We start from the raw sequence: 16559 nt of genomic DNA, 5'->3' as shown, positions 1-16559 counted from the left end.
ATCTTGGAAGCCCTCGCCAACCTCAGCCCCCTGATCGCCCATGCCGACGGCGTGATCCGTGGCACTTTCGTGATCCTGCTGGCGGCCAGCATCGGTAGCTGGACGCTGATCCTCACGCGCCTGGTGAGTGGTGTTCGCCAGCGCCGTGCGAGCCGCGGCTTCCTGACGCACTTCTGGCAGGCCGCGTCGATCGAGGAGATCGCGCAGTGGCTGCGCGGCCGCGGTGTGACCGACCCGTTCTCGCATCTGGTGCACCACGGCTTCAATGCGGTGGACACCCTGCGCACCCGTGGCCGTGAAGTCGCAGGCGTGATTGCGTCGGCGAGCCCGGACGAATTCCTCACCCGTGCGCTGCGCCGCGCGATCGAGCAGGACCGCACGCGGCTGGAGAACGGCCTTACCTTCCTCGCCTCGGTGGCATCGATCGCGCCCTTCGTCGGCCTCTTCGGCACGGTGTGGGGCATCTACCACGCGCTGTCGGCGATCAGCGCGGCGGGCACCAATACCCTTGAGGCGGTCGCCGGCCCCGTTGGCGAGGCGTTGATCATGACGGGTGTGGGGCTGGCTGTCGCGATTCCGGCGGCGCTGGCTTACAACCTGATCGCGCGTGAGAACGCGAAGACGCTCTCGCAGCTCAACGCCTTCGCGTACGACGTGTTCGCCTTCCTGTCGACCGGTGTGAAGACCGATCTCGGCAGCCAGGATGCGCGCCAGACCGGCGAGCGTGTGATGAGCCTGGCGGCGCGCACGCGCGGCCAGGTGGCCTGAGGTCGCCCGCCATGGCATTCGGGAGTTTCGAGTCCGAAGTCGGCGCGCCGCGCGCTGAAATCAACATGGTGCCGCTGATCGACGTGATGCTGGTGTTGCTGGTGATCTTCATGGTCACCGCGTCCGTCTCGCAGGCGGTGAAGCTGCAACTGCCGCGCGCCAGCGCCGCACCGATGCAGACGCCACCCGATCCGCTTCGCATCGCGATCGATGCTGCGCGCCAGCCGCACTGGAACGGCGAGCCGATTACCCGCGAGGCACTTGCGGAGCGGCTGACGACGCTCGGCCGTGACAAGCCGGACAGCGAGATCCAGTTGCTGGCCGATGAAACCGTGCCCTACGGCGACGTCGCGAAGCTGATCGCCGACGCCGCCCAAGCGGGGCTCACCCGCATCCAGTTCGTTACCAAACCCGACGCAATCCGCCGCTAAGTGCGGAAGCGCCACCCCAACCCCACGGAGTCACTTGTGAGCATCAAGAGTCGAAAGAAACCGGTTGCGTCACTGATCGCGGCGAGCCTGCTCGCGGCGCAGGGCGCGCATGCGCAGAGCAGCAACGAGCCCACCGAGAACACGCTGAAGGAAGTGCCGGTGGAGGCCACGCGCGAGGTGCAGGACGCACCGCGCCAGACCTACCAGCCGGGCGCGACGACCATCGGCAAATCGAAGCAACTGCCGCGCGATATTCCGAACACCTACACCGCGGTGCCGGAGCAGCTGACCCGTGATCGCGGACAGGACACGATGCGCGAAGCGCTGTCGAACGTCGCGGGCATCACCTTCAACGCCGGCGAGGGTGGCCGTATTGGCGACAACATGAACATCCGCGGCTTCTCGGCGGTGAACGACATCTACATCGATGGCATGAAGGATGTCGGCCAGTACAACCGCGATCTCTTCAACAACGACCGCGTCGAAGTGCTCAAGGGCGGCGCTTCGATGCTGTTCGGCCGTGGCACCACCGGCGGCGTGATCAACCAGGTCAGCAAGCAGCCGTATCTGATGGACCAGACGAGGCTGTCCGGCACGCTGGGGTTCGATAACTACCAACGCATCACTGCGGACGTTAACCAGCGCATCGGCGACGAGGCCGCGGTGCGTGTGAATGCGATGTACACCGCCGGCGAACCGGGCCGTGAAGGGCCGGAAACCAACCGTATCGGCGTGGCACCCAGCGTGCGCTGGGGTATCGGCACCGCCGACGAGTTCAACCTCGCCTACTACCACCTCGACTACAACGACAACCCGGACTACGGCTTCCGCTGGCGCAACGGCCGCCCGGTGGATGAGGCGGCGGACAAGTGGTACGGGCTGGATCAGGACTATCAGCGTGATTCGGCCGACGTCGGTACCTTCAGCTGGACACATCGTTTCGATGCGAAGAGCCAAATCAAGACGAGCGCGCGTTACGGCGAATACAAACGCGACCTTTGGGCCAGCACCGCAGGCGTGAACAGCGGCAACGGCGCGGGGCAGTGGCCGCTGACCTCCCCGGTGACGGATGCGACGCCGGTGGTGCGCGGCAACCAGACGCGCGGTGGCGACTACCAGCAGCGCTTCATCCAGTCGGACTACACCACTGAGCAGAACTGGTTCGGCATGACGCACCAGATTGCCAGCGGCATCGAGATCGGGCGCGAGTCGGACGAGCGCTGGGGCTATGCCGGTACGCTTGCGAAACCGGCGGCGACGATCGGCAACCCGAACACCGGTGCGACGGTGGCGGACACCCGGGTGCGCAACAACTTCAACAGTTTCGATGCCGAGAGCTTTGCGATCTATGGCCAAGATCTGGTCGAGTTCGTGCCGCACTGGAAGGCACTGCTGGGTGTGCGTTGGGACAACTTCAGCGGCCGCTATGAACGCACGCCGACTGCGGCCGACCCGAACCCGATCTACGAGCGCAGCGACCGCGAGTGGAGCTACCGCACCGGCCTGATCTATCAGCCGAACGATGTGGCCTCGTACTACCTGAGCTATGGCACCGCGTTCGCGACCTCCGGCGACCTCTACCAGTTCGACGCCCGTGGCGCCAACACGCCGCCGGAAGAGAGCCGCAACATCGAGCTGGGCGCGAAGTGGGATCTCTTCGACGGCAACGCGTCGATCGCGACCGCGCTGTTCCGCACCGAGAAGTACCACGAGCGGAATACCGACGTGGAATCGGCGAGCCAGACCAACTACCTGCTCTCCGGCAAGCGGCACACCAATGGCATCGAGCTGTCGGTCGCCGGTCGCATCGTCGAGGGCTGGGAAGTGTTCGCGAACTACGCCTTCATGTTGGCGAAGATCGACGCCGGCACCGCGTCGCAGGTTGGCAATGTGCCGGGCAACACACCCAAGCACTCCGGCAGCCTGTGGACCACGTATGCACTGGGCCAATGGAAGGTCGGCACCGGGGTGCAGGGTGTCAGTGGCCGCACGCCGCCCGAGAACTACACGAACTGGGCGCCGGGTTATGCGCGCTGGGATGCGATGGCGCAATACACGCTGCGCAACTACACGCTGCGCGTGAACCTCGATAACCTGCTCGACAAGCTCTACTACGACGGCCTCTACCGCGGCCATGTGGTGCCGGGTGTCGGGCGCTCCGGTTCGATCACCGCCGAAGTCTTGTTCTAACCTTGCCGGCCGCCACAACCTGGCGGCCTTTCAACTTGCTGGAGCTGCCATGCTGATTGAAGTCCCCTCCGTACTCGACGCCGAAGAACTCACCCGCCTGCGGCAGGTGCTCGACGCTGCCGACTGGGCGGACGGTCGGGTCACCGCAGGCAGCCAGAGCGCGCAGGTCAAGCGCAACCGGCAATTGCCGGAATCCTCGCCGGCGATTGCCGAGGCGCGCGAGATCGTGCTGGCGGCGCTGTCGCGCAACGCGCTGTTCTTTTCGGCTGCGCTGCCGGCGCAGGTATATCCGCCGCTGTTCAACCGCTATGCCGGCGGCGAGCACTTCGGTGCGCATGTCGACAATGCGGTCCGCCGCTTGCCGGGGGGCGGTGGCCGGCCGGTGCGAACCGATGTGTCGGCAACCTTGTTCCTTGCCGACCCGGCGAGCTACGACGGCGGCGAACTGGTGATCGAAGACACTTACGGCGAGCATGAAGTGAAGCTCGCCGCAGGCAGCCTGGTGCTCTACCCCTCGACCAGCCTGCACCGCGTCGAGCCGGTCACGCGCGGCGAACGGGTGGCCTGCTTCATGTGGCTGCAAAGCATGGTGCGGGACGACAGCCGGCGCGCGCTGCTGTTCGACATGGATCTGGCGATCACGCAGCTGCGTCAGCAGCTCGGCGACGTCGGCGAGCTGGTGAAGCTGACCGGCACTTATCACAACCTGTTGCGAATGTGGGCTGAGGTGTAAGCGCGGCGCGGCCGCGCCATCGGGCGGCCCCCGTTATGATTGCGCTTCCCCCGCCGATGGAGCCGTGCGCATGAGTGCTGAGTCGAACACCGCTGCATCCACTGTTGCGAACCCCTACGCGCCGCCGCAGGCCGAGGTGCTGGATGCGCCTGCTGCCGACGACGCGGTCGGTGTGGTTCGCCCGTTTTCGCCCCGCGGCCGTATCGGTCGTGTGCGCTATCTTGCATATGGCATTGGCGCGACGCTGCTGGTCGGGTTGATCGGTGCGCTTGCCGGTTTCCTGTCTGCCGCGATGGGCATGCCAATGTTGGGCGGCATCCTGATCGTCGTCGGCTACGTGGGTTTTGTGGTCTTCCACGCGATTCTGGCGATCCAGCGCAGTCACGATTTCGACCAGAGCGGTTGGCTGGCGTTGCTCGCCTTCGTGCCGCTTGCCAACCTCGCCTTTCTGCTGATTCCGGGTAGCCGTGGCAGCAACCGCTTCGGCCCCAAACCGCCCCCCAACGGCAAGGCCGGTACCTTCGCGGTGGTCGCTTTGCTGGCGGTGTTCGTGGTCGGCATCCTCGCTGCGATCGCGATACCGGCCTACAACGACTACCTGCATCGCGCCCGTGCGGTGAAGGTGCAGGGCGGGTTCTGAGGGCGCCCCGGCCGGGCCTCAGTCCGGCCGCACCACCATCACCAGATTGCGGTGTGGCGCGCCGCCCAGCATGAAGTCCGTCTCGCCGATTTCGACGAAACCCTGACGCTGGTAGAAGGCGATCGCGCGATCGTTACGCGCATTGACGGTCAGCCAGATTGCGCTGCTGCCATTACCGCGCGCAGCGGCCGAGCGGGCTTCGACAAGCAGCGCACGGCCAATGCCCTGACCGTGCGAATGCGCCTGCACATAGAGGGTTTCCAGCTCGGTGCGCAGATCCGCTTGTGGCGCGGCGAAGTGCAGCACTGCATAGCCGAGCAGATGGTCGGCGTCTTCGGCGATCAGCACGAGGCGTTGCGGATCTTCGATCTTCTCGACCAGGCGCGTCTCCGAAAACTCACGCAGCACATAGTCCGCCATCACACCCGATACGCCGCTGGTGGCATAGGTATGCAGCCAGACCTGGATGCCGAGTGCGGCGATGCGTGTGGCGTCGCGCGTTTTGGCCGGGCGGATCCGGAGACCCTCGTTCGATTCGATGTTGAAAGACATGGCGATGCTCGTCGGCGACTGAGCGCATCTGACCACAGGCGACGCGGCCGGACCGTCGTCCGGCCGATGATTGGCGGGTGCCCGCTCAGCGCAGGCGCCGGGTGGTTTCGCGGATCGTCAGCTCTAGCTGCGGGGGTTCGATCTTGAAGGGCTTGTTGCCGATCAGGGCCAGCATCGCGGCGGCGGCCATGCGGCCGATTTCGTACACCGGCTGTCGTATCGTCGTGAGCGGCGGCGTCGTGTAGGGGCTGCCGGGCAGATCATCGAAGCCGATCAGCGAGATGTCGTCCGGCACACGGATGCCGCGGCGGAAGAAGGCCAGCCGTGCGCCATAGGCGGTCTGGTCGTTGGCGGCGAACAACGCGGTGAACGGTACGCCACGATCTAGCAACTGGTTTGCGCACAGCAGGCCGCCGGATTCGCGGAAGTCACCCTGTACCACCAGCGCGTCGTTGTACGGAATGCCGGCTTCCTCCAGCGCCTGCTTGTAACCGGCCAGGCGATCGGTGGCGTCAGTGAGGGTAGGAATACCGGCAATGTGGGCAATCTGGCGGTGGCCCAACTCGATCAGGTGCTTCGTTGCCCGGTAGCCGCCCCACACGTTATCGACACGGATTGCGCGCAGGCGGTCCGATTCGCAGCCGTGGCCGGTCGCCACCATCGGCACATGCTCGGAGAAGCGCACGATCTGGTCGTCGGGGATGTTGCCGCTGACGATGATGATGCCGTCCACCTTGCGGGCCATCAGCAGGCCGACGCGCTCCGCTTCCTCATCCGGGTTCCAGTGGCCGCTGACGATCAGCGCGGCGAACCCGCTGCCGCTGATGCCGTCTTCGATCCCCTTTAGGGTCTCGGTAAAGAACGGGCTGTCCACCGCCTGCGTGATCACGCCAATCGTTTTCGACTGCCCGCGTTTGAGACTCTGCGCCAGCACGTTGGGTGTGAAGTTCAGATCAACAATCGCCTTTTCGACGGCCTTGCGCTTGTCGGCCGACACGCGCGCAGTGCCGTTGAGGATGCGTGACACCGTGCTGGCGGAAACCCCCGCCGCCTCGGCCACCTCGATCAACGTGGCACCGGAGGGCATGGACGGGTCCTTCTTGCGAATACTTGGCTTGGCAGTCGTTTTCATGGCATTGCACCGCTGGGTTGTCCGTGATTCTAGAACACGCGGCACTTAAATGGTGCGAGCGGGATTCGCTATCCCCTTAATTTGCCGAACGTTGCGCGGCAATCAGCAATTTGCGTCAAGCCGTTGACTTCATCCGGGAATTGCTTTTCAATGTGCCCGTCGCGTGAAAACGTTTTCAGAAAAAGACGTGAAGCGTGCAAGATCAATCGGGCGTGACAGACTCGCGCCCGGCACACCAGAGGAGAAGAGGATGACTGTCACCCACCGACTGACGCGCATCGCATTCGGGCTGAGCTTCGGCTTGGCCTTCGCTTGCGCCCAGGCCGCCACCACCGTAACCGTCGCGTCGTTCCCGAGCTTTGACGAAGCGGTCAAGGCGGCGATTCCGCTGTACAAGAAGGCCCACCCCGATGTCGAGATCAAGCTGGTGAGCCTGGCCTTCGGCGATCACCACAACGCCATGACGACCGCGCTGGCCACCGGCACCAACCTGCCGGACGTGATGGCGGTTGAAGTCGGTTTCATCGGCAAGTTCGCCGAATCGGGCGGCCTGGAAGATCTGAGCAAGGCGCCCTACAGCGCGATGCAGTACCAGAACAAGTTCGCCAAGTTCACCTTCCCGCAGGCCACCGGCGGGGTCGGCAATGTCGCCGCGATGCCGGCTGACATCGGCCCCGGCGCACTGTTCTACCGCAAGGACCTGCTCGAGAAGGCCGGCATCAGCGAAGGCGACCTGACCAAGAGCTGGGATTCCTTCCTTGAAAGCGGTAAGAAGCTCAAGGCCGCATCCGGCACCTACCTGCTCTCCAACGCGGTGGACCTGAAGGACATCTACATCCGCACCGGCCTCAAGGACGGCGAGGGCATCTACTTCGACAGCAAGGGCAAGGTGCTGGTGAATTCGCCGCGCTTTGCGAAGGCCTTCGAGCTTGCCAAGGCGGCGCGGACCGCGGGCCTCGATGCCAAGATCGCCGCGTGGTCGCCGGAATGGTCGGAAGGCTTCAAGCGCAACCAGGTTGCGACCCAGATGATGGGTGCCTGGCTCGCGGGTCACTTCGCGCAGTGGCTGGCTCCGAACACCAAGGGCAACTGGCGTTCGGCCCAGCTACCGAACGGCGGCTTCGCGTCCTGGGGTGGTTCGTTCTACGCGATCCCGAAGGCCGCCGCGAACAAGAAGGAAGCCTGGGAGTTCATCAAGTTCATGACGCTCAACAAGGACATGCAGATCGAGGCTTTCCGCAAGCTCGACGCATTCCCGGCCTTGATCGAAGCGCAGAACGACCCCTTCCTCGACCAGCCGATCGAGTTCCTCGGCGGCCAGAAGGCCCGTCAGCTGTGGAAGGTTGCGGCGGACAAGATCCCGGCCGTGGCGGTCGACAAGTTCGACGGCACCGCGCAGGACATCGTGAACGCCGAACTGGACAAGGTGCTTGAGCAGAACAAGGACATCAAGACCGCCCTTGCCGATGCGCAGACCCAGATCGAGAAGCGCGTTCGTCGCAAGAAGTAAGCACTAGCCCGCCGGAACAGGCACCCCCCGAACCCCCACCGCCTGTTCCGGCCCCCCGAAACACTGGAGTTGCATGATGTCCGTCACGAGTTCCGACAGCCCTGCCGCCAGCGAACTGGCTGCCTCGCCGCCGCGGCGCCGCCGCAAGTTGCAGGCATGGGAATGGGCGCCGTATGTCTTCATTTCGCCCTTCTTCATCCTGTTCCTGGTCTTTGGCCTGTTCCCGCTGCTGTTTTCAATGTGGCTCGCGTTCCAGACCTGGGACCCGTCCACCGGCCTGCAGGGCATGGAATGGGTGGGCATCGAGAACTTCAAGTTCGTGCTCGAAGACGACTGGTTCCAGAAGTCGCTCTACAACACCTTCTGGATCGCGATCGTCTCGGGTCTGCCGCAGCACCTGGTTGCGATACCGCTGGCCTACTTTGCCCACACCTACCTGCGCAAGCATCGCAACGCGGTGGTCGGCGTGTACTTCCTGCCCTTCATCACCTCGACGGTCGCGATTGCGCTGGTGTGGAACTCGCTGTTCTCACGCGACTTCGGCGTCATCAACATGGCGCTCACCAGCATCGGCAACTTCAGCATTGCCGGCCTGCACCCGCTCGCCTGGCTGTTCCCCACAACCAATGTGGACTGGGCCCAGCCGCAATACACGAAATGGATGATTTCATCGCTGGTGTTCTGGCGCTACGTGGGCTGGAACACGGTGCTCTACCTCTCGGCCCTGCAGACGATTCCGCGTGATCTGTATGAAGCTGCAACGATCGATGGCGCATCGTCACGCCAGCAGTTCTGGCACATCACGGTGCCGCTGCTGCGCCCGATGATGTTCTTCGCCGTGACGCTGACGATCATTGGCAACCTGCAGCTCTTCGAAGAGCCTTTCATCATCACCGGTGGCACGGGTGGCATCAATCAGGCTGGCAAGACCGCCGCGATGCACATGTACAACACCGCCTTCGTCGATAGCGATTTCGGCACCGCGAGCGCGGTCGCATGGATCCTGTTCGTGATCATTGGCCTGATGACCTGGGCCAACAACAAATTCTTTGCTCAGAAGGACTGAGGCCATGGCTGCCGTCAGAAAGCGCGTGAGCCCCAGCCGCTGGCTCGCCTATGTGATCGTTGCCCTTGGTGGCGTGATCATGCTCGCCCCGTTCTGGTTCATGTTCGTCTTCGCGACGCACACGAACACCGAGATCCTGTCGGTACCGCCGCCGCTGTGGTTCGGCACCGCGTTCATCGAAAACGTGCGCCTGCTGATCGAAAAGCTGCCCTTCTTCTGGCGCAACCTGGGCTTGAGCTTCTTCATCGCGTTCTCGGTCACCGTGCTGAACCTGTTCTTCTGTTCGCTCGCCGGCTACGCCTTCGCGATGTACCACTTCAAGTTCCGCGAATCGCTGTTCGCCGTGATCATGGCGACGATGATGCTGCCGGCCTTCATCTTCATGATTCCGACCGTGCTGATCATGAGCGCGATCGGTTGGATGAACGAGGCCAAGGCACTGATCGTGCCCGGTGCCTGCGGCGCCTTCGGCATCTTCATGATGCGCCAGTTCATCGGCACCGCGATCCCGAAGGAACTCGTCGAGGCGGCGCGCATCGACGGCTGCAGCGAGTTCGGCATCTTCTGGCGCATCGTGCTGCCGCTGGTGACCCCTGCGCTCGGCTCGCTCGGCCTGATCACCTTCATCGGAACCTGGAACAACTTCGCAGGCCCGCTGGTGATCATGCGCGACATGGACATGTTCACCGTGCCGCTGGCGCTGCGTGCGCTGCAGGGCACCGGCCAAGTGCCGTGGGGTGCGATTTCGGCGGGCTCGGCGATTGCCGTGCTGCCACTGATGGTGCTGTTCGTCATCGCCTCGCGGCGCTTGATCGAAGGGCTGACATCAGGTGCGGTCAAGGGCTGAATGAAAACAACGAACTGCGCGTAATGAAGACCACAAAAAAGACATCATTCCGGAGCCCAAGATGAAGCACCTGTTTCCGGCCGACTTCGCCTGGGGGGTCGCCACAAGCGCCTACCAGATCGAAGGCGCCACCCAGGTTGACGGTCGCGGACCGTCGATCTGGGACACCTTCTCCCACACCGCCGGCAAGACTGACGGCGGTGATACCGGCGACATCGCCTGTGAGCACTACCAACGCTATCGCGAAGACATCGCGCTGATGCGCGAGATGGGCGTGACTGACTACCGCTTCTCGTGTGCCTGGCCGCGCGTGCAACCCACCGGCAGCGGTGCATGGAATGAAAAGGGCTGGGACTTCTACGCCCGCGTGCTCGATGCGCTGGACGAAGCCGGCATCGCCGCCCACGCCACGCTGTACCACTGGGATCTGCCGCAACCGCTTGAAGACGCCGGCGGCTGGCGCAACCGTGCGACCTGTGCGCTTTTTGCGGAGTACGCCGCGGAATTCGCGCGGCGTTTCGGATCTCGCGTGAAAACGATTGCAACGCACAACGAACCCTGGTGTACCGCCACCCTGGGGCACGAGACCGGGCAGTTCGCGCCGGGGCTGCGCGATCGCGCGGCGGCTTTCCTGGTGTCGCACCACCTGCTGCTGTCGCATGGCATGGCGCTGCAGGCGATGCGTGCCGCCGGCTGCAAGGCACAACTGGGCATCGTGTTGAACCAGAGCCCGGCCTACCCGGCCAACCCGGACAGCGAGGCCGATCGTCGCGCCGCGCGCCTTGCCGATGGCCTTTCCACCCGCTGGTACATGGACCCGCTGTTCCGCGGTGCCTATCCGGCAGATGTCGTCGCCCACCTCGGCAGCGATGCGCCGCAAGTGGAGCCGGGCGACATGGCGATCATCGGCCAGCCGATGGATTTCCTCGGCCTCAACTACTACATGCGCAGCTACTGCAGCGGCGAAGGCCGTGTGCAGCCGCCGGGCGAGCGTGGCTTTACCGACATGGGCTGGGAGGTCTACCCGGAAGGGCTGACCGAACACCTGGTGCGCCTCGCCCGCGGCTACAACCCGCCGCCGATCTACATCACCGAGAACGGCGCCGCCACGCCCGACACGCTGGAAGGCGATGCGGTGCACGACGCCGACCGCGTGAACTACCTGCGCTGGCACCTCGAAGCCGCTTCGGCGGCGCTGCAGCAGGGCGTTGATCTGCGCGGCTACTTCGCCTGGAGTCTGCTCGACAACTTCGAGTGGGATTCCGGCTACGCCAAGCGCTTCGGGCTCATCTACGTCGACTACGCGACCCAGCGCCGGGTGCTCAAGGACAGCGCCCACTGGTATCGCGGCTACATCACGGCGCAGCGCGCCGCTACCGGATTGGAGTAAGCACATGGCCACCCTGCATCTGCGCAACATCGAGAAGACCTACGAATCGGGCCCGCAAGTCATCAAGGGCATCAACCTCGACGTTGCCGACGGTGAATTCATGGTCTTCGTTGGCCCTTCCGGCTGCGGCAAATCCACCATGCTGCGCATGATCGCCGGCCTGGAAGACATCACCGGCGGCGATCTGCTGATCGACGGCAAGCGTGCCAACGATGTGCAGCCTTCCGAGCGCGGCATCGCGATGGTGTTCCAGAGCTACGCGCTGTATCCGCACATGTCGGTGGGCGAGAACATGGGCTTCGCGCTCAAGCTCGCCGGCAAGCCCAAGGCCGAGGTCGACGCCGCCGTCGGCCGCGCCGCAGAGATCCTGCAGATCACCCATCTGCTCGATCGCAAGCCCAAGGCGCTCTCGGGCGGCCAGCGTCAACGTGTCGCGATTGGCCGCGCGATCGTGCGCAAGCCCAAGGTCTTCCTGTTCGACGAGCCGCTCTCCAACCTCGACGCCGCCCTGCGCGTGCAGATGCGCATCGAGCTCTCGAAGCTGCACGAAGAACTCGGCACCACGATGATCTACGTCACCCACGACCAGGTCGAGGCGATGACGCTGGGCAGCCGCATCGCGGTGTTCAACCACGGCGTGATCGAGCAGGTCGGTCGCCCGCTCGATCTGTACCAGGAGCCTGCCAACCAGTTCGTCGGCGGCTTCCTCGGCAGCCCGAAGATGAACTTCATCCAGTGCGCCATCACCGAGCGCCGTGCCGACAGCATCGCGCTCAAGGTCGGCCGGGCCTCGGGCTTCGAACTGCCCCGCAGCATCGCGGCCGACGCCGGCAGCGAGCTGACCCTCGGCGTGCGGCCGGAACACCTTGATCTGGCGCCTGCCGGTGACGGCATTTCCGCGCGCGTCGATCTGCTCGAACACCTCGGTGACACCACCATCGTCTACGCCGCGATCGACGGCACCGATCAGGTTGTCACCGTCAAGGCGCCGGGTAGCCGCAGCGGCCTGCGCGCGGGCGATGCGATCGGCCTGCGTCCGCACGCTTCCGCCTGCCACCTGTTCCGTCCGGACGGCCGTGCGGTGCAGGTGATGGCATGAGCGCAGGGCCGCGCTCAGCGCAATCGGCGTTACGGCCGGCGCAACACCAGGTTCACCTCCCGCCACTTTCAGTGGCTTCGGTTGGGAGGTGGTCCTCAGGCCGCCTCCCAACGCCCTTTTTCGGGTGGAGGGCTGGTCCTGTTTATGGCGTACATGCACAGGGCTGCAATGAAAACGTTTTCACAAAAGGGGCTATAACGCCCCGCACGACGACCAGGGCGCAGTAAGCGGCGCTCAACCAAGGAGGAGTAGGAGATGAAGCACATCGTTGTAGGCAGCACGTTTGCGCTGGCGCTGGCCGGCTTCAGCAGCGTGGCCTTCTGCGCCGAGGCGCTGGAGTTCCACGGTTACATGCGCGCCGGCATGGGGATCAACGCCGATGGCGGCAAGGGCGCCTGCTACGGCCTCGGGTCGATCAATCCGTTCCGTCTCGGCAACGAATGCGACACGGTGATCGAACCCACCTTCACCGGCCGCATCGCATCGCCGACCGACAAGTCGGCCTGGGGTGTCACGGTGATGCCCAAGACGTATCAGCGCTGGGGCGAAGTTGGCGGCAGCAGCACGCTGAAAACCGAGTTCGGCCAGATCTACCTGTTCGGCGAGAACGTGCCGCAACTGCTCAACGGCCGCATCTGGGGCGGCAAGCGCTACTACCAGCGCCTGCAGACCGGGATCAACGATGAGTTCCTGGAAAACCTGGACGGCGACGGCGTCGGTATCGAAGACATGGACTTCGGCGTCGGCAAGTTCTCGGTGGCCTGGCACGGCGACATCTACGGCAATGCCTCGACCGACCGCTTCGCAACGCTGTCCGGCAACACCATCTCGGCCCGCTTTGCTGGCGTGAAGACGATGCCGGAAGGCACGCTGTCGTTCTACGGCCACTATCGCAAGGATTCGAACCGCGACGACCATTCCACCACGCCGGTCACCACGGCGCCGGAAGCCAACGCCACCACCCACATCGCCGCGTATCACAACCTCAACGGCGTGCTCGGTGGTTCGAACCTCATCGGTATCGGCTACACCAGCTACGAGAACGACAAGGACGTGTTCGACATCACGATCCAGCAATCGGGCTTCGTAACGGGCGCCAAGATGGGTTGGGACGCGATCGCGCGTTACCGCAAGAACTCGGCCAAGAACAACGGCATCGACAGCACCGAATATGCAATCGGCGCCCGCCTCGATGGCCAGATCTCCGGCCCGTTCCGTTGGTTGGTTGAGGGTGGCTACAACCATGTCTCGCCGTCGCAGGGCGAAAGCCAGTCGATGTGGAAGATCACGCCGACCCTCGCGCTGAGCGCCGGCAACGACCCGTGGTCGCGCCCGACCTTCCGCCTCTACTGGAACTACACCTCGTGGAGCGACAGCGTTACCAACCCGTACCGCTGGAGCTCCGAAGCCCAGAGCGTGGGTCGTGACGTGACGCAGACCAGCGGCAGCACGATCGGCGTTCAAGCTGAAGCCTGGTGGTGATCACCCGTCGGTTACATCCGCCCAAAAGGTGGGTGTGACCGGTCGCGAAATACCCGCGGGGGCGCCTCATCGGCGTGCCCCGCTTTTGGCGTTTGGCTGACAGGCGTGGTTTGATTGCCATGGTGATCACGGTGCGCATGAGCGCGCTGCATATTGGCCGGCCTGGCCCGGCCGCTGACTGAAAGGATGTCAGGTATGTCCCCAAGATTCCGTACCCTCGTGAGCGTGTCTGCCCTGGCCCTGGGCCTGCTCGCCGGCCCGGCGCACGCTGACGCGTTGACCAGCCTGTTCGATCTCACGCCGGCCAAGGTCAAAGCCTGGCGCGCCGCGCCGCAAGGTGCGCTGTACTGGAACCAGATCGACCGCGTCGAACTCAGCCAGCGCGGCGGCCCGCCCGACAACGCCCCCAACCAGCAGCCTGCCGAAATTGGCGAAGCCGAACTCGCCGCTGCGCTCGCGAAGCTTCAGTACCGCTCCGCGCGCGGCGAGGTGCTGCCGCTCTTCTCGGCGGAAGAGATCAAGCGCGTGCAGATGGCGCTCGCGGCCGCACTGGGTGTCGCGAACGGCACGCAAGACGTGCTCTTCGTGTCGACCGGCCCGAAGAAGGAGCGCGGCTACACCCGCACCCTCACCGCAGCCGGCCGCGCCTTCTATGCAGACGGCGCGCTGAACGTGCTGGTCGGCGAAGCCGGCCGCGACGTCATGCATGAAGTCCGCACCGAACAGGGCAGCCAGCTCACCGTGAACTTCAACCACGGCTCACGCGCTGAAGCCGAAAAGACCGTCGCTCTCGTCGCCGCCCCGCAGGCCGGCGTCACCCTGGTACGCAGCGACTGGCTGCGTGTGCCGCTCGCCGCCCAGGCCAAGTCGGCCTCCACCAGTGCGGCACCCGCAGCCGGTGCCGCCGCGGCCGTTGCGCAACCCGCCGGCGCGAGCCCCGCGATCAAGGCGCAGGAAGAGCGCTTCGAGCTGCTCAAGCGCCTGCATGACAAGGGGCTGATCTCGGATGCGGAGTACGAGAAGAAGCGCGAGGAGTTGCTCAAGAGCATTTGAGTGCGCTGCGCGGGTGCCGCGGCCGACGCAGAATGCGTTGGCCGACGGCGCAACCGGTGCGGTGGCGCGACGTGCGATGTGCCATGATCGCCAGGCATTCATGCGTTGAGCAATCGCACCGATGACGCAACAACAATTCTGGCGTGACCCCTCGCTGCCGTTTGTCGAAAGCCGCCGCGCGTGGCAGAGCCGCGCCTGCTATCGCCCGCACACCCACCCGACGCTATCCATCGGCGCTGTTGATGCCGGGTGTTCGTTGTTGCAGGTGGAAGGCCAGGCCGATCAAGCCTTGCAGGCAGGCGATGTCGTCGTAATCCCGGCCAATCGCGTGCATGCGTGCAACCCTGTGCCGGAAGCCGCGTGGAGCTACCAGATGCTGTATCTCGACGTGGGGTGGGTCGGGGCTCTGCATGACGAGATTGCTCAACACGCCAACGCGATGCGCCCGGCTCGCCCAAAGCACTTTCGAAACCCGGACGCGCATCGACGCTTCTGCCAGCTGAACGACGTTTTGTTCAGCCCTCAACAGGCCGCAGCCAAAGAAGAGGCGCTGATCGGTTTTGTTGGTGGCCTCGCGTTTGATGCCGCTGCTCCCGAGGATTCGCCTCCGCGTTGGGTCGCCGATCTAACGACCTACCTCGATCGCCATTGTGATCAGAATCTGTCGATACTCGAACTTGCAAAGCTATTCGGCGTCAGCCGATACCACCTGATTCGCGTCTTCAAACTGAATACCGGGCTTGCGCCTCATGCCTTCCAGATTGATTGCCGGGTGAATAAGGCGCGAGAACTGCTGCGCGATGGCGAAGCGATCGCCGATGTTGCTTCGCAACTCGGCTTCAGCGACCAAAGCCACTTTCAGCGGGCATTTCGCCAGCGTGTCTCCGTTACGCCGGGCGACTATCAGCGTCGGATTGGCCGCTGAGCAATATCCTTCTATACCCGATCACCAATCGTGAATCACCTTTGCGGCTCTGTATCTGACGGAGTTCCGCATGTCCTGGCAACAATTCGTGGTGCTCGCTGGCGCCCATTTTCTCGCGCTGCTAAGCCCCGGTCCCGACTTCTTCCTGCTCATCAATCATTCGCTGGGCTACGGCCGGCGCGCGGGCTACCAGACCGCCCAGGGTATCGCGTGCGCCAATGGTGTCTTCATCATCGCGGCGTTGTGCGGCGTGACCTGGCTTCAACGCAGCCCGCTTACCTACGCCCTCATGTACTGGAGCGGCTGTGCCTATCTGGCCTGGCTGGGGATGCAGTTCTGGAGGGGTGCGGCCTCGTCGGGGTCCGTGTCCGTAGCTGCAGCTGAGCGGTCCGATCTTACGGCCTTCTTTCGGCGTGGATTTGCGTCCGGCATTCTGAATCCGAAGAACGCGATGTTCTACCTGACACTATTCACCGTGCTGGCGGGCAAGGACACGACGATGTTGGGCAGGGGTGTCGCCGCGGCCTGGATGGTCGCCGTTGTGCTGGTCTGGGACTGCTCGGTGAGCTGGTTGTTCACGCAGCCTCGCACGCTGGCTGCGTTCAGCAGATACCACGGGCTGCTGCACCGCGCCGGCGCAGTCGTGCTCGTCGGCATCGCCGCGGGCCTTGTTGTGTCCTGGCGATGAGAACGAATTCTCCGGTTTGCGCCAACGTGTTGCAGCCCGAACCGCCGCCCGAC

General features: G+C 64.4%; 16 protein-coding genes. 14 read left to right on the top strand and 2 right to left on the bottom strand.

The window, feature by feature from the left end; translation table 11 throughout:
- Positions 1-3: 3 nt before the first annotated feature.
- From HH302_RS09940 to HH302_RS09920, 5 genes are all read left to right on the top strand, one after another.
- Positions 4-768, top strand: coding sequence for a MotA/TolQ/ExbB proton channel family protein (locus tag HH302_RS09940; protein WP_172201802.1), 765 nt, complete (start codon positions 4-6; stop codon positions 766-768).
- 11 nt (positions 769-779) lie between these two features.
- A complete protein-coding gene (locus HH302_RS09935; RefSeq protein ID WP_172201800.1) occupies positions 780-1199 on the top strand; it encodes a biopolymer transporter ExbD in 420 nt (139 codons plus the stop codon).
- A gap of 36 nt (positions 1200-1235) precedes the next feature.
- Positions 1236-3389, top strand: coding sequence for a TonB-dependent siderophore receptor (locus HH302_RS09930; RefSeq protein WP_172201797.1), 2154 nt, complete (start codon positions 1236-1238; stop codon positions 3387-3389).
- Between the two features lie 49 nt (positions 3390-3438).
- Positions 3439-4122 (top strand): Fe2+-dependent dioxygenase, encoded by a 684-nt coding sequence (locus HH302_RS09925; RefSeq protein ID WP_172201795.1) that lies wholly within the window; start codon positions 3439-3441, stop codon positions 4120-4122.
- A 70-nt stretch (positions 4123-4192) separates the two neighbouring features.
- The gene (locus HH302_RS09920) at positions 4193-4762 is read left to right on the top strand and encodes a DUF805 domain-containing protein (RefSeq protein ID WP_172201793.1); all 570 of its coding nucleotides are present in this window, start codon (positions 4193-4195) and stop codon (positions 4760-4762) included.
- Between the two features lie 18 nt (positions 4763-4780).
- Here HH302_RS09920 and HH302_RS09915 read toward each other — a convergent pair whose 3' ends face one another.
- Both HH302_RS09915 and HH302_RS09910 read right to left on the bottom strand, forming a co-directional pair.
- Positions 4781-5314: a GNAT family N-acetyltransferase gene (locus HH302_RS09915; RefSeq protein ID WP_172201791.1), complete on the bottom strand. Its 534-nt coding sequence runs from the start codon at positions 5312-5314 to the stop codon at positions 4781-4783.
- An 85-nt stretch (positions 5315-5399) separates the two neighbouring features.
- Entirely contained in the window at positions 5400-6446 is a 1047-nt protein-coding gene (locus HH302_RS09910; protein ID WP_246479732.1) for a LacI family DNA-binding transcriptional regulator, read from the bottom strand.
- 250 nt (positions 6447-6696) lie between these two features.
- On the opposite strand from HH302_RS09910, the gene HH302_RS09905 reads away from it, so the two are divergent.
- The 9 genes from HH302_RS09905 (at position 6697) to HH302_RS09865 (ending at position 16506) form a co-directional block, all read left to right on the top strand.
- Positions 6697-7956 (top strand): ABC transporter substrate-binding protein, encoded by a 1260-nt coding sequence (locus HH302_RS09905; RefSeq protein WP_172201789.1) that lies wholly within the window; start codon positions 6697-6699, stop codon positions 7954-7956.
- Between the two features lie 76 nt (positions 7957-8032).
- Positions 8033-9022: a carbohydrate ABC transporter permease gene (locus tag HH302_RS09900; protein ID WP_172201778.1), complete on the top strand. Its 990-nt coding sequence runs from the start codon at positions 8033-8035 to the stop codon at positions 9020-9022.
- A gap of 4 nt (positions 9023-9026) precedes the next feature.
- Positions 9027-9869, top strand: coding sequence for a carbohydrate ABC transporter permease (locus HH302_RS09895; RefSeq protein WP_172201776.1), 843 nt, complete (start codon positions 9027-9029; stop codon positions 9867-9869).
- Positions 9870-9930: 61 nt separating this feature from the next.
- Entirely contained in the window at positions 9931-11259 is a 1329-nt protein-coding gene (locus tag HH302_RS09890) for a GH1 family beta-glucosidase (protein ID WP_172201774.1), read from the top strand.
- A 4-nt stretch (positions 11260-11263) separates the two neighbouring features.
- Positions 11264-12358, top strand: coding sequence for an ABC transporter ATP-binding protein (locus HH302_RS09885; protein WP_172201772.1), 1095 nt, complete (start codon positions 11264-11266; stop codon positions 12356-12358).
- 255 nt (positions 12359-12613) lie between these two features.
- Positions 12614-13840 (top strand): carbohydrate porin, encoded by a 1227-nt coding sequence (locus HH302_RS09880; RefSeq protein ID WP_172201770.1) that lies wholly within the window; start codon positions 12614-12616, stop codon positions 13838-13840.
- Between the two features lie 195 nt (positions 13841-14035).
- Complete coding sequence (locus HH302_RS09875; protein WP_172201768.1) at positions 14036-14893, top strand: SHOCT domain-containing protein; 858 nt, start codon at positions 14036-14038, stop codon at positions 14891-14893.
- 121 nt (positions 14894-15014) lie between these two features.
- Positions 15015-15818, top strand: a complete 804-nt coding sequence (locus HH302_RS09870; RefSeq protein WP_172201766.1) for an AraC family transcriptional regulator — start codon at positions 15015-15017, stop codon at positions 15816-15818.
- A gap of 70 nt (positions 15819-15888) precedes the next feature.
- Positions 15889-16506, top strand: a complete 618-nt coding sequence (locus HH302_RS09865; protein ID WP_172201764.1) for a LysE family translocator — start codon at positions 15889-15891, stop codon at positions 16504-16506.
- The last annotated feature ends 53 nt before the right edge of the window (positions 16507-16559 follow it).

Source organism: Niveibacterium sp. COAC-50 (assembly GCF_013184235.1).
Classification (GTDB): Bacteria; Pseudomonadota; Gammaproteobacteria; order Burkholderiales; family Rhodocyclaceae; genus Niveibacterium; species Niveibacterium microcysteis.
Note: the sequence above shows the minus strand (reverse complement) of the source record. Positions and strands in the feature narration are given on the sequence as shown.

Excerpts from the sequence above, each read along its gene's own strand:
- HH302_RS09935 (WP_172201800.1), top strand. The coding sequence starts at position 780 with ATGGCATTCGGGAGTTTCGAGTCCGAAGTCGGCGCGCCGCGCGCTGAA.
- HH302_RS09915 (WP_172201791.1), bottom strand. The coding sequence starts at position 5,314 with ATGTCTTTCAACATCGAATCGAACGAGGGTCTCCGGATCCGCCCGGCC.
- HH302_RS09870 (WP_172201766.1), top strand. The coding sequence starts at position 15,015 with ATGACGCAACAACAATTCTGGCGTGACCCCTCGCTGCCGTTTGTCGAA.
- HH302_RS09895 (WP_172201776.1), top strand. The coding sequence starts at position 9,027 with ATGGCTGCCGTCAGAAAGCGCGTGAGCCCCAGCCGCTGGCTCGCCTAT.
- HH302_RS09905 (WP_172201789.1), top strand. The coding sequence starts at position 6,697 with ATGACTGTCACCCACCGACTGACGCGCATCGCATTCGGGCTGAGCTTC.
- HH302_RS09900 (WP_172201778.1), top strand. The coding sequence starts at position 8,033 with ATGTCCGTCACGAGTTCCGACAGCCCTGCCGCCAGCGAACTGGCTGCC.
- HH302_RS09880 (WP_172201770.1), top strand. The coding sequence starts at position 12,614 with ATGAAGCACATCGTTGTAGGCAGCACGTTTGCGCTGGCGCTGGCCGGC.
- HH302_RS09920 (WP_172201793.1), top strand. The coding sequence starts at position 4,193 with ATGAGTGCTGAGTCGAACACCGCTGCATCCACTGTTGCGAACCCCTAC.
- HH302_RS09865 (WP_172201764.1), top strand. The coding sequence starts at position 15,889 with ATGTCCTGGCAACAATTCGTGGTGCTCGCTGGCGCCCATTTTCTCGCG.
- HH302_RS09890 (WP_172201774.1), top strand. The coding sequence starts at position 9,931 with ATGAAGCACCTGTTTCCGGCCGACTTCGCCTGGGGGGTCGCCACAAGC.
- HH302_RS09925 (WP_172201795.1), top strand. The coding sequence starts at position 3,439 with ATGCTGATTGAAGTCCCCTCCGTACTCGACGCCGAAGAACTCACCCGC.
- HH302_RS09885 (WP_172201772.1), top strand. The coding sequence starts at position 11,264 with ATGGCCACCCTGCATCTGCGCAACATCGAGAAGACCTACGAATCGGGC.
- HH302_RS09910 (WP_246479732.1), bottom strand. The coding sequence starts at position 6,446 with ATGAAAACGACTGCCAAGCCAAGTATTCGCAAGAAGGACCCGTCCATG.
- HH302_RS09875 (WP_172201768.1), top strand. The coding sequence starts at position 14,036 with ATGTCCCCAAGATTCCGTACCCTCGTGAGCGTGTCTGCCCTGGCCCTG.